This window comes from Streptomyces sp. NPDC057307 (assembly GCF_042667665.1).
GTDB lineage: Bacteria > Actinomycetota > Actinomycetes > Streptomycetales > Streptomycetaceae > Streptomyces.
On record NZ_JBHUZM010000055.1, the window covers coordinates 26,821 to 45,900 of the forward strand.

7 protein-coding genes are annotated in these 19,080 nt (G+C 70.4%); 6 read left to right on the forward strand and 1 reads right to left on the reverse strand.

All coding sequences use genetic code 11. The features are described from left to right. Window positions 1-21: 21 nt before the first annotated feature. From ACFUN8_RS20050 to ACFUN8_RS20075, 6 genes are read left to right on the forward strand one after another with little or no spacing between them, the layout of a single operon-like run. On the forward strand, window positions 22-4,977 hold the full coding sequence (locus ACFUN8_RS20050; RefSeq protein WP_383639118.1) for an amino acid adenylation domain-containing protein: 4,956 nt from the start codon (window positions 22-24) through the stop codon (window positions 4,975-4,977). After that, entirely contained in the window at window positions 4,974-8,669 is a 3,696-nt protein-coding gene (locus tag ACFUN8_RS20055) for a type I polyketide synthase (RefSeq protein WP_383639121.1), read from the forward strand. Before ACFUN8_RS20050 ends, ACFUN8_RS20055 begins: the two co-directional genes overlap by 4 nt. Then, window positions 8,666-10,408: an acyl-CoA dehydrogenase family protein gene (locus ACFUN8_RS20060; RefSeq protein ID WP_383639124.1), complete on the forward strand. Its 1,743-nt coding sequence runs from the start codon at window positions 8,666-8,668 to the stop codon at window positions 10,406-10,408. The genes ACFUN8_RS20055 and ACFUN8_RS20060 overlap by 4 nt, the downstream gene beginning before the upstream one ends. Continuing rightward, complete coding sequence (locus tag ACFUN8_RS20065) at window positions 10,405-11,640, forward strand: cytochrome P450 (RefSeq protein WP_383639127.1); 1,236 nt, start codon at window positions 10,405-10,407, stop codon at window positions 11,638-11,640. Before ACFUN8_RS20060 ends, ACFUN8_RS20065 begins: the two co-directional genes overlap by 4 nt. Next, entirely contained in the window at window positions 11,633-13,972 is a 2,340-nt protein-coding gene (locus ACFUN8_RS20070) for a lantibiotic dehydratase (RefSeq protein ID WP_383639130.1), read from the forward strand. The genes ACFUN8_RS20065 and ACFUN8_RS20070 overlap by 8 nt, the downstream gene beginning before the upstream one ends. Then, the gene (locus ACFUN8_RS20075; protein WP_383639133.1) at window positions 13,969-15,726 is read left to right on the forward strand and encodes an amino acid adenylation domain-containing protein; all 1,758 of its coding nucleotides are present in this window, start codon (window positions 13,969-13,971) and stop codon (window positions 15,724-15,726) included. The genes ACFUN8_RS20070 and ACFUN8_RS20075 overlap by 4 nt, the downstream gene beginning before the upstream one ends. Before the next feature lie 25 nt (window positions 15,727-15,751). Here the strand turns inward: ACFUN8_RS20075 and ACFUN8_RS20080 are convergent, their stop codons facing one another. Continuing rightward, window positions 15,752-18,619: an XRE family transcriptional regulator gene (locus tag ACFUN8_RS20080; RefSeq protein ID WP_383639136.1), complete on the reverse strand. Its 2,868-nt coding sequence runs from the start codon at window positions 18,617-18,619 to the stop codon at window positions 15,752-15,754. Between the last annotated feature and the right edge of the window lie 461 nt (window positions 18,620-19,080).

Consider the following 19,080-nt stretch of genomic DNA (forward strand, 5'->3'; position numbering starts at 1 on the left):
TCTGAAGACCTAAGGATGGCCGTGGAGAACAAGCAGAACGTCGCCCTGGCTCTGACAGCCGCCCAACGCGGGATCTGGTTCGCGCAACTGACCGATCCCGACAACCGGGCCTTCAACATGGCCTGTTGCCTCGAACTGCCGCCCCGTCTGGACCGCGCGCTCTTCGCGCGGGCCGTACGCCGCGCGGTGGCGGAGGCCGAAGGGCTGCGCGTACGCATCGAAGAGAGCGGCGGGGAACTGCGGCAGACGGTCGTGGTCGGCGCGGATTCCTGGGAACTTCCCTTCGTCGACCTGAGTTCCGCCTCGGATCCGGAGGCCGAGGCCGAGAGCTGGATGCGGACGCGCAGGACACGTCCCTACGACGCGACAGATGGCCCGCTCTTCGACTTCGCACTGATCGGCCTCTCCCCGAACCGCTTCTTCTGGTACGTCGGGTACCACCAGCTGATCGTCGACGGTGCGGGCATCAACCTCCTGGTAGGACGGGTGGCCCAGGTGTACGCGTCACTGCGGGGAGGCGACCCGCTCGGTGACTCCCCCTTCCCCTCGCTCGACGACTACCTCCGGGAAGAGACCGCGTACGAAGGATCGGCCCAGTTCCACAACGACCAGGAGTATTTCGCCGAACGCCTCGTCGGCCGGCCCACTCCCCTCGCCGCGTCCTCCGGCGGCCCGGACGGAATGGCGCGGCATGTCGTACGACGCACGATCGAACTGACCCCCGCCGAGATGGACCGGCTGCGGGCCGCGGCCGACCGCGCGGGCACACGCTGGCTCGGACTGGTCACGGCCGCGACGGCGGCGTACCTCGCACGCGTCCACGAGACCGACGACGTCCTGCTGAGTCTCGTCCTCAGCGGCCGGGAGACCTCGACCGCCCGAGCGATTCCCGCGCGTATCACCAACGTGCTCCCGCTGAGACTGCGTGTGGGAGCGGAAACGACCTGGTCCGAGCTGGGCACACAGATCTCCGCCGAGATCGCCCTCACGCGGAGCCACCAGCGCTACCGCGGTGAGGAGGCGCGCCGTCGGTTCATCGCGGGCGAGGGCACCTTCTTCGGACCGATGGTCAACTACGTGCCCGTGGGGACCTCCCCCGAGTTCGACGGGCGCGCGGCGCGACTGCGGCACTTCGAGACCACCCCCACGGAAGATCTGTCGGTCTGCTGCTATCCCACGCCGGACGGCGGGCTGCGCATCGACCTGGACGCGCACCCCGGGCGCTGTCCGGGGCGTGAACTCGACGCCCACCGGGACAGGTTGCTGGGGCTTCTGCGAAACGCCACGAACGCGGCCCCCCACCGGCGGGTGGCCGAGGCGGAGCTGCTCACCGGGACGGAGCGGCACACCGTGCTGGAAGAGTGGAACGACACCGCGGTGGACCTTCCGCGCGTGACGGTCCCCGAACTGTTCCACCGGCGAGTGACCGAGACCCCGCACGCGATCGCCGTCGACTCCGGACAGGACCAGCTGTCCTACGCGGAACTGGACGTGCGCGCGGACCGCGTGGCCCGCCGCCTCGTCGCCGCCGGTGTCGGCAAGGAGACCCCTGTCGCCGTCCTGATGGCTCGTTCCGCGGATCTCGTGGTGACACTCCTGGCCGTACTGAAGGCAGGCGGAGCCTATGTGCCCCTCGACCCGCGGTATCCGCCGGCGCGGATGCTCACCGTCCTGGACTCCGTCGGCGCGTCCGTGATCGTGACCGATCGGAGCACCAAGGCCCGGGCGGACGAGATCGGCGTGGGCCGCACCGTGCTGCGCACCGGTCCGGACTCGGACACCTCCGCACCCGGAGACGACGCGGAGCGGGGCGGTCCGCCGGATCCCGGCACCGTTCCGGAGTTCCTGGCGTACATCATGCACACCTCCGGATCGACCGGTGTACCGAAGGGGGTGGAGGTCACACACCGCAACATCGTGGCCCTCGCCCACGACCGCCGCTGGCGGGGCGAAGCCCACCGGAAGGTGCTGTTCCACTCGCCCCACGCGTTCGACGCCTCGACCTACGAGCTGTGGGTTCCCCTGTTGTCCGGCGGGACAGTTGTGATCGCGCAGGGAGAGGTGGACGCCCCGGGGCTCCGCCGTCTTCTGAGCGCGGGCCGGATCACCTCCCTGTGGCTGACCGCGGGGCTGTTCGCCGCCCTCGCCGAAGGTGATCCGGGGTGTCTGAACGGCGCCCACGAAGTGTGGACCGGCGGTGAGGCGGTGTCGGCCCACGCGGTGAGGAAGGTGCGGGACGTCTGCCCGGAGCTGACCGTCGTCAACGGATACGGCCCGACGGAGACCACCACCTTCGCCACATGCTTCCGGCTGCAGCCCGGCGGCGCGTCGCCGGTCGGCGGTGTCCCCATCGGGAGGCCGATGGACAACACGCGGGCGTATGTCCTCGATGAGAGGCTGCGTCCGGTTCCGCCGGGAGCCGTGGGCCGACTCCACCTCGCCGGCGCGGGCGTGGCACGCGGGTACGCCGGCCTGCCCGAACTGACGCGGGAGCGCTTTCCGCCCGACCCGTTCGGTACGCCTGGCAGCCGTATGTACGCCACCGGCGATCTCGTCCGCCGGCGGTTCGACGGCGACCTGGACTACCTCGGGAGAAGTGACGACCAGGTCAAACTCCACGGATTCCGCATCGAGCCCGGCGAGGTCGGACACGTACTCGAAGAGAATCCCCTGGTGTCCAGGGCCGCGGTGCTGGTACGCGACGACACCGGCTCGGAACCGGAACTCGTCGCGTACGCGGTGACGGTGGACCGGACGGCCGATGTCACCGCCGAGTCGCTGCTCGGCTATCTGAAGGAGCGGCTGCCGTCGTTCATGGTGCCCGCGCGCTGTGTCCTGCTGGACGGACTGCCGCTCACCGCCAACGGCAAGCTCGACCGCGACGCGCTGCCGGTCCCCCAATCACCCCCGGAATTCGTCGCGGTCGAGCCGCGCACGCCACGTGAGGAGATCGTCTGCAATCTGTTCGCCGAGGCCCTCGGTGAGTCCGTGGTCGGCCCGGACGAGGACTTCTTCGAACTCGGCGGCCACTCCCTGTTGGCCGCACGGGTCGCCACCAGGATCCGGGAGGCCCTCGGCGTCACGGTCTCCGTCACCGACCTGTTCAAGGCACCGACACCGGCCGGGCTGGTCGACAGGCTGGCGAGCGCGGACGCCGCCGGCCGGCCGTTGCCGGCCCCGGGCCCGCGTCCCGCGCGGCTCCCCCTCTCCCCCGCGCAGCGCCGATTCTGGTATCTGCACCGGCTGGAGGGGCCGAGTGCGACCTACAACATCCCGATGGCCGTTCGACTGACCGGCACGCTGGACACGTCGGCACTGCGTGCCGCCCTCGGTGATGTGATCGCCCGGCACGAGATCCTACGGACGGTCTACCGTGACGACGAGGGCACGCCCTTCCAACTGGTTCTCGACCCGCGGGACGCCCCTCCGGTGCTCGAAATCCACCGCACCGGCCCGGCGGAGCTTGTCCGGGCGCTGTCCGACGCTGCCGCACACTGCTTCGTCCTGTCCGCCGAGCCTCCGCTCAGGGCGACTGTCTTCCGGACTGACGAGCGCGAGCAGACTCTGCTGCTGGTGCTGCACCACATCGCCGGTGATGCCTCGTCACTGCGGCCCCTCGGCGACGATCTGCGTACGGCCTACCGGGCACGCCGCTCGGGTCGCGCCCCGGCCTGGGCTCCGCTGCCGGTCCAGTACGCGGACTTCGCCCTCTGGCAGCGAGCGGCGCTTGAGCAAGCCACCGCCCCGGGCTCCCCGTTGGCCAAACAGTCCGCCTACTGGGCAACCACGCTCGCCGGGCTGCCGGAGGAACTCCCGCTGCCCGCCGACCGCCCCCGTCCGACCCGGCCGGTCGCCCGCGGCGGCACCGTCCCCTTCCATGTGGACGCCGGAACACACGAGCGGCTGGCGGGCCTGGCCCGCGCCACGGGGACCACGCTCTTCATGGTCGTGCAGGCCGCGCTCGCCGCGTCACTGACCCGGTGGGGCGCCGGCACGGACATCCCCATCGGCACTCCGGCCGTCGGCAGGCCCGACCGCAGGCTCGACGATCTGGTGGGCTGTTTCCTCAACGCGCTGCTCCTTCGCGTCGACACCTCGGGGGATCCTTCCTTCGAGGAACTCCTCGAACGGGTACGCGCCGTCGATCTCGGGGCCTACGACCGTCAGGACCTCCCCTTCGAATCTGTCGTCGAACAGCTCAACCCCGCCCGGGTGAGCGGCCGTCATCCCCTGTTTCAAGTGGCACTGTCCGTCTTCGGCACTCCGGAGCGGGTGGTCGAGCTGGACGGCCTCATCAGCGTGCGGGAGCCTGTCGACACCGGCACCGCACGGTTCGATCTCACTTTCGTGTGCCACGAGCGACATGACCGCGACGGGGAGCCGGCCGGCATCGACGGCGCGCTGGAGTACAGCGCCGAGCTGTTCGACCGGGCGACCGCGGAAGCGCTGGCCGGCTCGCTGGGGCGGCTTCTCGGCGTCGTGGGCGAGCGGCCCGGTCTGCGGATGAACGAGATGGGCCCGCTCGACCCCGAGGTGCGGTCGGCCGCCCGTACCGCCGCGTCACGGCCGGAATCCGCTGCGGCTCCCCGCCCCGCCGCAGCTCCCCGCCCCGGCGCGGCGGAGCCGGGAGCCCGGTCGAGCGGCGAACTGGAGCGGCGTATCGCGCGGGTGTGGTGCTCGGTCCTCGGAACGAGCGGGGTCTCGATGGACACCAACTTCTTCGACTCCGGAGGCAATTCGCTGCTGCTCGTCACCCTGCACGCGAAGCTCTGCGCCGACCTCGAACGGGACATCCCGATGCACCGGCTGTTCGCCAGCCCCACTGTCCGTGCTCTGGCCCGCTCCCTCGCCGACGTGCCACCGATATCGCACTCCGACGTGCCACCGGTCCCGCACGCCGGCGGGGACCGGGCGGACCTGGCCCTGGAGGCTCGGCGGGCACGGGCTCCGCGTCCCGTATCGGGGAGCGACCGATGACCGGGCAGAACATGGTCGCGATCGTCGGTATGGCCTGCCGGTTTCCCGGCGCGCGCGACCTCGCCTCGTACTGGGCGAACCTGCGCGCCGGCGAGGAGGGTATCCGCCGGTTCTCGCCCGGCGAACTGCGGACGAAGAGAGCCGACGGGGAACTGACCGGGCGGGCGGGGTTCGTGCCGGCCAAGGGGACACTGCCCGGTGCGCACCGCTTCGACTGGTCCTTCTTCGGATACAGCCGGGCGGAGGCCGCGACCATCGACCCCCAGCAGCGCGTGTTTCTGGAGTGCGCCTCCGAGGCCGTCGACGACGCGGGAATCGACCCACTGCGCTTCCCCGGATGGATCGGTGTGTACGCGGGGGCCGACGCGACAGGGCTGGCCGAGGACCGGGAGCTGGACCCGCTGATCCGGGTGATCGGACGGGAGAAGGACTTCCTCGCCACCCGGGTCGCCTACAAGCTGGGCCTGCGCGGGCCCGCCGTCACCGTGCAGACAGCCTGTTCGACCTCGCTGACGGCGGTACACAGCGCGGTGCAGAGCCTGCTGTGCTTCGAATCCGACGCGGCGCTCGCCGGCGGGGTGAGCGTCGCGTCCCGCGGGCAGTGCGGCTATCTGTACCGGGAGGGAGGAATCCTCTCCCGGGACGGCCACTGCCGCCCGTTCGACGCCGACGCCGACGGTACGGTACCGAGCGAGGGTGTCGGGGTCGTCGTACTCAAACGGCTCGACGACGCCGTCCGGGACCACGACCGGATCAGCGCGGTCATTCTCGGCTCCGCGATCAACAACGACGGCGCGGACAAGATCGGCTACACCGCTCCCTCGGTCACCGGCCAGCGTGACGTCATCCGTCTCGCGCAGCGGCTGGCAGGAGTCGATCCGGCCGACATCGGCTACATCGAGGCGCACGGCACCGGCACGCGTCTCGGCGATCCGGTGGAGGTACGGGGGCTCACCGAGGCGTTCCGCGCGGCGACGGAAGCTACCGGCTACTGCCGGCTCGGCTCGGTGAAGAGCAACATCGGACATGCCGGCGCGGCGGCGGGTGTAGCCGGCCTCATCAAGACGGCGCTGATGCTGCGGAACGGGGAGTTCGTCCCTACCGTCCACTATCAGAGCCCCAACCCCCTGCTGGAGATCGAGAAGACCCCTTTCCTGATCTCCGCGGACACCATGCCCTGGGCGACACACGGCGCACGTCTGGCCGGTGTCAGCTCCTTCGGAGTCGGCGGCACCAATGTCCATGCCGTGCTCGGCGAAGCACCGGCGCGGGCGCCGCGCACCACACCCCCGCGAGCCCGTCTGCTCGCGGTGTCCGCCGCATCGGCTCCCGCTCTCGAACAGTCACGCGACGCCGTGGCGGACCGGCTTGACTCCGCGCGGAACGGGCCTCCGGGGGACAGCTCCGACCTGGCGGACGTGGCATGGACACTCGCCGCGGGCCGTCGTCGCTTCCCTCACCGCCTGGCGGTGGTGGCGGAAGGCCCGGAGCAGGCCGCACAGCGGCTCCGCTCCCCCGTGAGTCGGACGGCCATGCCGTCCACCACTCCGAAGGTCGCCTTCCTCCTGCCCGGACAGGGGCTGTTGCGCGACGGTGTCGGAGCGCATGCCTACCGTCTGCTCCCCGAGTTCCGGGAGAACTTCGACGAAATCGCCGGTGAGGCACGCCTGCGGTACGCCCTCGATCTCTCACCGGTCGTGACCACGGGCACCGATCCCGCCTGGTTCACCGACACGGTGCACCAGCAACTGGGGTTGCTGGCCCTCGGCTACTCCTTCGGCCGCCAGCTCGGGAGTTGGGACATCGAGCCTGCCGCGCTGCTCGGCAACAGCATCGGTGAGTACACCGCCGCCGCCCTCGCCGGCGTATGGAGGCTGCCGGACGCGGTGCGGCTGGTCCATGAACGTGCCCAGGCGATGCGGGACACGCCGCGCGGGCGGATGGCCACGGTCAACGCCACCCCGGACCGGCTCGCCCCGCTGCTCGCCCGCCACCCCGGCGTAGCTCTCGCCGTCACGGCGCCGGGCAGCACCGTGCTGTCCGGCACCGAGGAAGCCATCACCGGGTTCCTCTCGGACCCGGCGTCGCCCAGGGACCTGGAACCACGGATCCTGGAGACCGAACGCGCCTTCCACTCCGCTCTGATGGAGCCCGCTGCCGCGCGGCTGCGGGCGGCGGTCGCCGCCGTCCCCCATCAACCGGCCCGGTATCGCCTGATCTCCAATCTGACGGGCACCTGGACGGATCCGGACCTGACCGGGGACCCGGAGTACTGGGCCGGGCATCTGCGCGGCACCGTGCGGCTGGCCGACGGCATGGACCGTGTCCTGGCGGACGGCTGCGACGTCCTGATCGAGCTGGGACCCGGCGCCTCGATGCTCGGAGGGCTGCGGCAGGCCGACGGCTGGGACGCCGACAGACTGGGCGTCGTCCCCCTGGCCAACTCCGCGGCTCCCGGGGACACCGGTCTGCTGCGGGCGCTGGGCACCCTGTGGGAGCGGGGTCTGGACATCCCGCTCGAGACTCTGACGAGCGCCGGTGATCCCTACCGCTGCTCCCTGCCGGCTCATCCCCTGAATTCGCGGGACCCCGAAGCCTCGGAGGCTCCCCGGGCACCGGCCGGAGAAGTGACGGCCGCAGCGACCGCCGGGCGATCCGCCGCCCCGGAGGAACAGCTGCGGCACGAGCTGGAGCGGCTGTGGTGCCGGACGCTGGGCGTATCGGCGGTCGACGACCACGACGACTTCTTCGCCCTGGGCGGCGAATCGCTGCTGGCCGTGCACTTCATGAACCGGGTCGGACACCACACCGGCCGGCACGTGCCGGTCGCCGAGTTCTCCGCGAAGGCGACCTTCGGTCGGCTCGTCCAACTGGCCGGGCGCGGCACGTCCCTTGGCCCTGACGGCATGTCCTCCGGCACACCGGAACGGCAGACGCCCGGCCTCGTCACTCTCCGCGCCGCGGGGAGCAGGCCGGCACTGTTCCTGGCCGCCGACGGGCTCGGCACGACCGCCGGTTATCGGGCTCTCGCGAAGCGGCTGGACGACGACCGGCCCGTCTACGGTCTGGAGACCTCGGCCGCCCCCCGGGGGCGGGACACGATCGAGGACATCGCCGCCCGGCACATCGAGGTACTCAGACGGGTCCGGCCACACGGACCGTATCTGCTCGGCGGGTGGTCCTTCGGCGCCGTCGTGGCACACGAGATGGCACACCAGCTGATGGCGTCCGGTGCGGAAGTGGGGTCGCTGCTGCTCCTGGACGGCCATGTACCCGCCACCGGCGGACTCCCCATCGCGTCCGTCCCGGGATTCCTGCGAAGTGGCCTGCGCCTCCAGCTTCAGGCAACCCTCGGCTACGGGACCGTGGGCGCACTGGTCCGTGGAGCGCCCCGGTCGCGCCGCCTGTTCAACGCCAACATCCGCGCCCTGTGGAGGTACCGGCCGCGGGCGCTCGGATGCCCGGCGGTGTTCCTGACGACACGGGGCACCGCGTACGCGGAGTCGCAGCGCGTCGGCCTGGGGGCCGTCTATCCCCGTGGTGTTCGGGTGCGTCCGGTCGGTGGCGGCCACTGGAGCATGCTCGCCGAGCCGCACGTCGGACAACTCGCCGAGACGATCCGGTGGTCGCTGGAGAGCGCGGCACCGGTGGCCGGGGCCGCCGAGCACGTCGACGGGATGGGAGTGACATGAGCGGTCCGTCCGATCAAGGCGTCTCCTTTCTCGGCTCAATCCATCGCGGCCGGCTCCGCTGGGATCTCCTCGACCCGTTCCCCTGCCAGGACGCGCATGAGAGGAGCGCCGGGGATCTGGTGATCGGCGATCTGCGCACCCTGCTGGAGGAGCGAGCCGAGCCCGATGGCACGGACCGGACGGCAGCGCTGCCGGACGGTCTGCTGGACGCACTGCGCGAGGGGGGTTTCCTCCGGGCAGGGCTCGATGCCCGTATGGGCGGCCTGGAACTCTCCCCGTTCAACATCTTCCGTATGGTGTCCGCCGCCGCCGCTCGCTCCGTACCGACCGCGATGATCCTCGCGGTCGAGAACGGCCTGGGACTCGCGGCTCTGCTCACTCACCTGCGGCCGGGGCCACTGCGCGACTTCGTCCGCGAACGCGTACGGGCGGGGATCATCTCGGGACTTGCCGACACCGAGCCCGACGGAGCCTCCAACCTGCGGCGGTTCACGACGGCCACACCGACCGGGGACGGCTCCGGCTACCTGCTCGACGGTGAGAAGCTCTTCGTCGGCAACGCCCCGATCGCCGACCATCTCATCGTGTCGGCGTCCGTGCGGGAAGGCGGAGCGGAGCGCCGCCGGCTGCTGGTCGTGGACACCCGCACCACCGGAATGGGCATCACCACGCAGGACTTCGCCGGTATCCGGGGGTTCCCCATCGGCCGGGTCGTCCTCGACCAGGTCGTCGTTTCCCGCGAACGCGTGGTGACCGGGCCGGAGGACGACACCGTGCGGCTCACCCCGGCGGCGGCGGTCATGGCCAGAGGGGGTCGTGTCCATCTCACCGCGGCCCCTTCGCTGGCCATCGCCAGGCAGTGTCTGGACTGGTCCCAGCGGTTCGTCCGGGAGCGTGTGATCGACGGCCGCCCGCTCGGCGCCTACGCCGAGATCCAGCGGCAGCTCGCGGAGACCGCCTCCGAGGTCTTCGCCCTCGAAGCCGTGGCGGAATGGGTGCTGCTCGCGCCGGCCGGGACGGCCCGCGCGGACACCTCCCTGGAACAGAGCGCGATCAAGAACATCGGCACCGGCATCGCCGACCGGGTCGTGAGTCGCACGGTGGCACTGCTGGCGGGTGAGGGATACGAGACGGCCCGGAGCAAGCAACGGCGGGGAGCCGACCGTCTGTTCCCGGTCGAACGTGCCCTGCGGGACAGCTGGGCCTTCCGTATCGCCGGCGGAGTGGATTTCCACTTCGACCAGGTCATGGCCCGCCGGCACATCATGCCGCACTACCTCGCTTCGACCGTGCCACCGGATTCGCCCCCTCGTGACGGCGGCCGCCGGCAGCCCACGGACTGCGGACCGCCCATGCTCTCCGCCCGCAACCGGCACCATCTGCGCGCTCTCACCCGGGAGGTGGAGGAGTTCCCCTCTCTGTGCCGCGCGCTGGTACGGCGCCGGCCCGATCCGGCCGCCCCGGACGCCGAGGCGCGACCTCTCATCCTGCTCAACAGACTGGCCAACGAACTGCTGACCGGGTGCCTGGCACTTGCCCGTGCCGCGACGCTCGCCGTCGCGGGGCGGGCGGACGCCCAGGACCTGGCCGATGTCTACTGCGCCGGCGCACGCCACCGTGTGACCGGTCTGCGCGAATGCCTCACGGACACCGAAGCCCCGGACCACCGGAGGCTCGCGGCCGGGCTGCTGGCCGGTCCCTCCGGCCGCCCCGCCGACGAAGCGAAGGAGTCACGATGAACGAGATCCTGCCCTCCGACTACATGACCTCGTCCGAGTACGCCGCCGATCCCTACACGCCCAACGCGGAGTTGCGGGGAAAGTGCCCGGTGCACCGCATCGACTTCCCCCCGACCGCCGAGTCGTACCTCGTCGTCGACTACAAGCATGTCCGGGCCGGGTTCACCGATCCCCGGTTGTCGAAGCGGCTCGACAACGGGCCCGCCTGGTTCCACCGACGCATGCTGGAGAACAGCGCGGTCCTCGCGTACAGCATGGTCACCTGCGATCCGCCGGAACAGACCCGGCTGCGGCGGCTGGTGAGCAGGGCGTTCACCAATCAGCGGATGGAGGCGCTGCGCCCGAAGATCCAGAAACTCACCGACGACCTCATCGACGCCTTCCCCGAGTCGGGTGAGGTCGACATGCGCGCCGACTTCGCGATTCCCCTCCCTCTCACGGTGATCTGCGAACTCATCGGCGTGCCTCTGGAGGACCGCCCGCAATTCCGCGAGTGGGCCTTCGTTCTCAACCAGTCCGCCTTCGTCGAGGGCGAGATCGCCACCCGTCGCCGTGCGGCGAGCGAGGCGGTGCACGAGTACTTCTCGCGGCTCATGGTGCTTCGACGGCAAGCGCCGTGCGACGACCTGATCACCGCCATCGTCCGGGAGGCCGACGCCGATGGATCCTTCACCGAGGACGAGCTGGTGTCCACGCTGATCTTCCTGCTGATCGCCGGACACGAGACCACGTCCAACCTCATCGGCAACGGAATCCTGGCCTTGCTGCGCCACCCCGGCCAGTTGGACCTGCTCAGGTCGGACCCGTCGCTGATGGGCTCCGCCATCGAGGAGTTCCTGCGCTTCGAGGGCCCCGTCGAGCGTGGCACCCCAAGGTTCGCCACCGAGGACATGACCGTCGGCGGCACGGAGATTCCCAAGGGGAGCTTCGTCCTGCTGTCGGTGGGTGCCGCCGATCGCGATCCGGCCGAGTTCGAGAACCCCGACGAACTGGACATCACCCGCTCGCCCAACCGCCACATGGGCTTCGGCCACGGAGCACACTTCTGCCTGGGAGCGCCGCTGGCAAGGATCGAAGGACAGATCGCCTTCGAGACCCTGCTGCGCCGTGTGCCGTCCATGGAGCTGGCCGTGGAGCCGCGGCAGCTCCAGTGGATCGCGGACACCTCCATCAACCACGGTCTGGAGACGCTCCCGGTCAGGATCGAGAAGCGGCGGGCGTCCGGTGAGTGATGACCGTACGTCTCATCTGACGCCGCTCTCCGGCACGTCCTGGTCGCTCTGGAGACGGGCGGCCGTGCGGAGCGCCGGATTCACCGCGGACCGGGTGCTGGCGGTGACCGACGACGAGTTCGCGCGCCTGGCCGACAAGGAGGGCGACACCGCACCCCCCTCCCCGTCGTACCAGGAGGGTTACGCGCGGGCCTGGCAGCGCGTGTCGGACCGACTGGCCGTCGTCTGCCGGGACGCGCGCTTCCGCGAAGCCGTCACTTGGCAGAACCCCGACGCCGTCGTCAACTCCGTGGAGAACGTGGCATTGGCGCCGTGCTTCGACGGGGGCGTCCCGCCTTCGAAGCACCGCAAGAGGCTGCTGACCGCGACGAGTTATCTCCAGAGATACGCGCTGAAGAACGACTCGATCGGCTTCTTCGGTCCGGTGGGGTGGGCGCGGCTGACCGACGAGGCGCCGCCGTTGCGGGTGACGACCGGTCCGACGCTCCTGGCCCGCAGGACCGTCTACTTCGAGCACTGGGCCATCGACGCCGTCGCCGACGCGTTCGCCGGAGATCCGGGGCTGAAGCCGTTTCTGCGACCGGTCCCCTCTCCGGAGAACGCCGTGCTCCATGGGACGGTCATCACCGCCTCGGGCAGGCACGTGGCCCTGTCCGAGTTGGAGCGGCTGGTGGTGCGGGCCTGCGACGGCTCCCGTGACTTCGCCGAGGTCGCCGACCATGTCGCCGACCGCCACGAGGGGTGCGCTCCCGCCCCGGAGGTCCTGCGCGTTCTGGACGACCTGCGGGACCGGGGCATCCTCGTCGCCGATCTGCGGGTGTCCCCGGGTGAACGTCCCGAGGAGCAGTTACGTGAACACCTGTCCGGCCTGCCGGCGTCCGGGCCCCGGGACCGTGCCCTGGCCGCCCTGGCGGATCTGAACGAGGCCCGGGGCCGGGTCGCGCGGGCCGCGGGCGACCCCGGGGCGCTGCGCACGGCGATGGCCGATCTGCACACGGCGTTCAGCGAGGTCTCGGGCGTGGCGGCGAACCGGAGGCCGGGCGCGATGTACGCGGGGCGGACCCCGGTGTACGAGGACACCGTCAGAGACGTGCGGATCGACCTGGGCAAGCCGCTGCTGGACGCGGTGTCGGCGCCTCTGGAGCTGCTGCTGGAGAGCGCCCGCTGGTTCACCTGGGAGGTGGCGCGTGCCTACGAGGAGCGGTTCGGGGAGGTCTTCTCCCGCATCTGTGCGCGCACCGGTCGGCAGAGCGTGCCGCTCGCCCGTCTGCTGGCGGCGCTCACACCCGACCTGGTGTTCTCGTTCAAACAGTTGCCGCCGCTCGTCGAACGGTCCGCCGACCTGCTGCGGCGCAAGTGGTCGGCGATTCTCGACATCCCGTCCGGGCTGAGCAGATACGAGGTGAGTGCCTCGACCCTGCGAGAGACGGTGCTGCGGGAGTTCGCCTCTCCCGCGGCACGCTGGTCGGGCGCGCTGCGGCACTCACCCGACCTCATGATCGCGGCCGGGAGCCCGGAGGCCATCGCCCGTGGCGAGTTCCTCGCGGTCCTCGGGGAACTGCACGTGAGCGCGAACACGCTCGAAGCACGGGCCTTCGTGGCGCAGGCGCGGGACCCGGCCTGGCTGCGGGCCGCGGAGGCGGCCGACCATGCCGGCCGGCGTGTGGTGTCCCTGCCGTCCCGCAACTCCAGCGGGGTCAACTCACGCACCCATCCTTCGGCGCTGTACACATCGGAGTTCACGTATTGGACCATGTTCTCCGATGTGGTGGACAGGCCCGACGGGCTGCTTCCGGCGGGCTGTCTGGACGTCATCGACCGGGCGGGCCGACTACGAGTGGTGTCCCGCCTCGACGGCAGGGAATTCGATCTGTTCGAGGTACTCGGCGAGACTCTCGGCTGGGCGGCGATGAACGGCTTCAGCATGCTCACACCGGCCCGACATCACCCTCGCGTCACCGTCGACAGACTGGTGGTCGCGCGTGAGAGCTGGCGATTCGACGCCGCGGAACTGGAGTGGGCGCGACAGCGTGACGGCGGCGACCGTTTTCTCGGCGCGCGGCGCTGGCGTGCCCGCCACGCCATCCCCGAGCGGTGCTTCTACTCACTGCCGACCGAGCCCAAGCCGCAGTTCGTCGACTTCACCAGCCTCGTCCTGGTCGATCTGTTCGCGCGGGGGCTCAAGCGCGCGGCGGACGCCGGGGGAAGTGTGGGGCTCACCGAGATGCTGCCGGACCTCCACGAGACGTGGCTGACCGATGGAACGGACGGACGCTACACCTGCGAACTGCGCCTGGTCGCGGTGGACCGGAAGGGAGAACAGGGAACGTGAGGCGCTACCGGGTCGTCGTCAACGAGGAGGGTCAGTACGCCCTGTGGCCCTTGGAGCGGCAGGTGCCCGCCGGCTGGGCGGACACCGGTTGTCACGGAGAAAGGGAGCGGTGCCTGGCGTTCGTCGAAACGGTCTGGACGGATCTGCGCCCGCGCGGCCGGAGAGGGGGCACAGCCACCGACGCGGGCTCAACGGGGAGCGCGGGAGGGGAGGCCACGTGGCCCACGCTGCACGACGCGTTCGAGGAACAAGCCGCACGTACACCCCGGCGCATCGCGGTGGAGTACGAGGGTGGCACGCTGTCGTACGGTGAGCTTGAGGTCCGCTCCAACCAGGTGGCGCACGTGCTGCGGCAGCACGGTGTCGGCCCCGAGGTACTGGTGGGTGTCTGCGCCGAACGTTCACCCGAGCTGGTCGTGGGGCTGCTGGGTGTCCTCAAGGCCCAAGGCGCGTACGTTCCCCTGGACCCGGAGTATCCGACGGATCGACTCTCCTTCATGGCGAACGACTTCGTGGCACACGATGCCGAGGTCCCGCTGGTTCTCACCCAGCGTCATCTGGCCGACAAGGTCCCGGGCGCGCGCGTGCTGCTCCTGGACGACGCGTCGCTGTGGGAGGCGCCGACGTCGGCGCCACCCGCCCGGCGGGCGGGCCCGGCCGACCTCGCCTACGCCATCTACACCTCCGGTTCCACCGGGAAGCCGAAAGCCGTGCTCAACGGTCACCGGGGGGTCCGTAACCGGATCGACTGGATGCAACGGACGTACGGCCTCACGGCGGATGACGCGGTGCTCCAGAAAACCCCTACCAGTTTCGATGTGTCGGTATGGGAGTTCTTCTGGCCGCTCATGACGGGCGCGCGCCTGGTACTGGCCAGGCCGGGAGGCCACAGAGATCCGGCGTACCTGCGGGATCTCATCGTGGAGAGATCAGTGACGACCGCCCATTTCGTCCCCTCCATGCTGGGGGTGTTCCTCCAGGAGCCGGGGATCGGGAGTGCGACGAGCCTGCGCCGGGTGATCTGCTCGGGCGAGGCTCTGCCGGCCGACACCGCACGGGAGTTCACTCGGCGTTTCCCCTGGTCGGAGCTGCACAATCTCTACGGCCCCACCGAGGCCGCCATCGACGTGAGCGCGTGGCACTGCCACCCCGCTGCCCTCGAAGGGCGGACGTCCGTGCCGATCGGCCGGGCGATCCAGAACATGCGCCTGCACGTCCTCGACGAGACCGGGGACGCCGTCGCCGCGGGGACACGCGGAGAACTGCATATCGGCGGAGTCGGACTGGCCCGCGGATATCTCGGCCGTCCCGGACTGACCGCGGAGAAGTTCGTGCCCGACCCGTTGGGCCTTCCCGGCAGCCGTCTCTATCGCACGGGCGATCTCGCCAGTCAGGACGCCGAGGGTGTCGTGGAGTTCCACGGGCGGATCGACGACCAGGTCAAACTGCGCGGGCTGCGCGTCGAACTGGGCGAGATCGATGCCGCGCTCCGCTCCCTGACGTGGGTGCGGGACGCGGCGACCGTCCTGCGGGAAGACGTTCCCGGCGATCAGCGTCTCATCGCCTATGTGGTACTTGACGGGGACATGCTGGACTCCGCGCTCACTCGGAAGGAACTCGGCGCCTTCCTGCCCGACTTCATGATCCCCACGTCCTTCGTCCCGTTGAGGGCGTTTCCCCTCACCCCTAACGGAAAACTGGACCGGAAGGCGCTGCCCGCTCCGGTCTCCCGGGGCAGGCCCCGGCCGCGCTGAGCGCCTTCACGGCCGCTGAACGGCCTTACTCCTTGGGGCAGGGCGGCTGGTACTCCAGCCCCGGAAAATAGTGTGCCCATTCGGCTCGGGTTATCGGGGGGTGGTCCTGGGCGCAGGCGCGGGAGACGGCGCTCGGCGTATCGGTGTCCCAGATCTGTGCGGTGCTGTCACCGGCGCCCGCCGTGACGATCCTGCTGCCGTCCGGCGTGAACACCACGGCCTGGAGGGCACCGAGGTGCCCGGTGAGAACGGTGAAGGCGGGGGCGGCTTCAGCACCGGCCAAGTCCCATACGCGGGCCGTGCGGTCGTAACTGCTGGTGGCAAGGGCCTTGCCGTCGGGGCTGAACGCGAGCCCGCTGATGACGTCGCCATGACCGCGCAGGATACGGACGGGCGACGGGCGGCCTCGGAGGTCGGAGACGTCCCAGAGCCGTACGGTCCGGTCGTCGCTGCCGGAGGCCAGAGTGCGGCCGTCCGGGCTGAACGCGAGGGCCGCGACGAAGTCCTTGTGCCCGGCAAGGGTCGCCAGCCGGGCGGGGCGGCGGGGATCGGTCACGTTCCACAGCCGTACGGTCCGGTCGTCGCTGCCGGAGGCCAGGGTCCGGCCGTCCGGGCTGAACACCACCGGTTTGACGTTGAGGGTGTGAGCGGGCAGCTCGGACACGCTTACGGGCCGGGTGACTTCGGTGATGTCCCACAGCCGGATCGTACGGTCGTAGCTGCCGGAGGCCAGAGTGCGGCCGTCGGGACTGAAGGTCACCGAGAAAACGGTGTCGCTGTGACCGGTGAGTGCGGTGCCGTGACGGGACGGGGCGCGGGGATCGGTGACGTTCCACAGGCGGATCGTGCGATCACGGCTACCACTGGCCAGCGTACGGCCGTCGGGGCTGAAGGCGACCATGAAGACGGCGTCGGGATGAGCGGTGAACGTGGACAGTTCGACCGGGCGATGCGGGTCGGTGACGTTCCACAGGCGGATGGTGCGGTCGTGGCTGGCGGTGGCGAGCGTACGGCCGTCGGGACTGACCGCCACCGAGCTGACGACCTGGCTGTGGCCGCTGACGGTGGTGGCCATGGTGCTGAGGAGGGCGTCCCGGGTGGCGTTCCCGGGCGCGAGCCGGTAGCCGGCGAGGCTGAGCTGCACGGCGAGTGAGGGCTTGAGCAGGCGGAGCCCCACCGCCTCCCCGGCGGCTTTCTGGGCGAGGGCGATATTGCGCTGCTGAGTGACCTCTTCCTCCATCCGCAGGGCGTACACGGTGGCTCCGCTGGCGGAGACGAACAGGACGGCCAGGAGCGCGACGAATTGGCGGAGCAGGCGTACTCGTCGGCGTACCCTCGTCGCTTCGGCGGCCTCCGCGGCGACGCTCGCGTCGAGGAACGCCCGCTCGCGCTCGGTCAGCGCGGTGTCCGGGAGCTCTTGCGCGGCGGCGAGGCGGGTGCCCCGGTAGAGGGCGTCGGGGTCGCGGTCCAGTGACTCCCAAAGGTCCGTGGCCTCGGTGACACGGCGGTGCGTACGCAAGGAATCGCGGCCGTCCGACAGCCAGCGGGTAAGCCGTGGCCAGCAGCGGATCAGTGCCTCGTGGGCGATCTCGATGCGGTCCCGGTCAAGGGTGAGAAGTCGGGAGCCGGCGACGCGTTCGAGAACGATGGTGGTGTCGGGTGTGCTGTCGAGTTCGGCGCGCGAGATCTGGCGCTTGGTGTCTTCGGTTCCCTCACCGAGCGCGGTGAGGCGCACGAAGATCTGGCGGGCGAGCTGCCGCTGTGGAGGGTTGAGTGTGGAGTAGGCGACTTCCGCGGTCTGGGCGAGGGACCCTTCAAAGCCTCCGGCCGCCTCGAAGCCGGCGAGGGTGAGGGCGTTGCCGCGCCGACGGCGCCAGGTTTCGAGGAGAGCGTGGGACAGGAGAGGGAGAACGCCGACCCGGCCGTGGGCTTGCGCGGTGAGGGTGGCGAGGAGGGCGGCTTCAACCGTGAGGCCGGCGTGGCGGGCGGGTTGGACGATGGCACGGCGCAGTTCGTCGGTGGTCATGGGGCCGACGGTGATCTGGGCGTCCCGGAGGGCGTCGACGAGGTCCGGATGGTGGGTGCAGTGGACGTAGAAGTCGGCACGGACGGCGAGGACGACACGGCAGCGGCTGTTGGGGGCCTGGGCGGCCGAGACGAGGGCGGAGATGAAGGCGGCGCGCTCTCCGGGGTCGGAGCAGAGCGTGAAGGTCTCCTCGAACTGGTCGATGAGGAAGACGAGTTCAGCATCGGACGGGCGGTCGGTCATGATCTGACGGACGATGCGATGCAGGCCGAGGGGGTCGCCGGTGAGCTCGGTGAGCAGCTCTCCTGGAGTGTTGCGGGCAAGGGTGGACAGTTGGATGGCGCACTCTTCGAGCGGGTGCGGGCCAGGGGTGAGCACCAGTGCGTCGGGCACACGAGGGAGCAAACCCGCCCGCAGAATCGACGACTTGCCGGAACCGGAAGCCCCGAAGAGGGCGAGAACGCGCTGCCGTGGCAGCCTGGCGGCGAGTTCGCCGACGAGGCGTTCGCGTCCGAAGAAGGAGTCGGCGTCGTCGGGCTGAAAAGCGGCGAGCCCTGCGTAGGGCGGTCTTCCCTTGTCCTGCTTGACGGGGGCGGCGACGGCGATCATCGCGGCCGTCTTGCGCCAGATGCTCTCCCACTCCTCCTCGTCACCGCCGCACACCCGTACGTATGCGAGGGTCACGGCGAGCGTCGGCAGTTGCCGCCCCGCAGCAGCGCCGGACAATGTCGCGATCGAGTAGTGCGCACGCTCCGCGAGTATCCGGTACGCGGGGTTGCCCGCCTTCTGGCGTAACAGTCGTAGACGTGCCGCGAACTGCAGTATGGGCCCGTCCCCCGGGTCCAGTGGGCGCTCACCACGTGACACAGCCGCCGCTCCCCCCGAATTGGCCAAGTTGTTCAGTATCCGATTGCTCAGTACCCAACAGCTGATCCCGAACAACCCGTAACGACCAAGCCGAATGGGACACCTCGCAGAAGAGAACGGAAGCCCATGCCACCGAGTACTCGGACGCCTCGGCAAACGTGCGTTCTCCGACACGCCCTCCCCAGGCGGCGGCGCGTTGCCCCACCAAGACGGTGTGCTGTGTGGGGTTGGTTCGTTGCTGTGTATGGGGCGGGGTACGTGGAGTTGGATTGTTCCGCTCGACTCCACGCACATGAGGGCCAGGGCCTGTCTTCAAAGTAGCGCCGTCCGCCCGTAGGGCGGGCCTGCGCCCGCCGCGGAGCGGCAGATGTCTCGTTGGTGCGGTGCATCGCAAGGCGGAGGATCGGCCTCGTACTGGGCGTACTTGGTCGATTCCGACAACGCGGCGAGGTGCCGTGCCA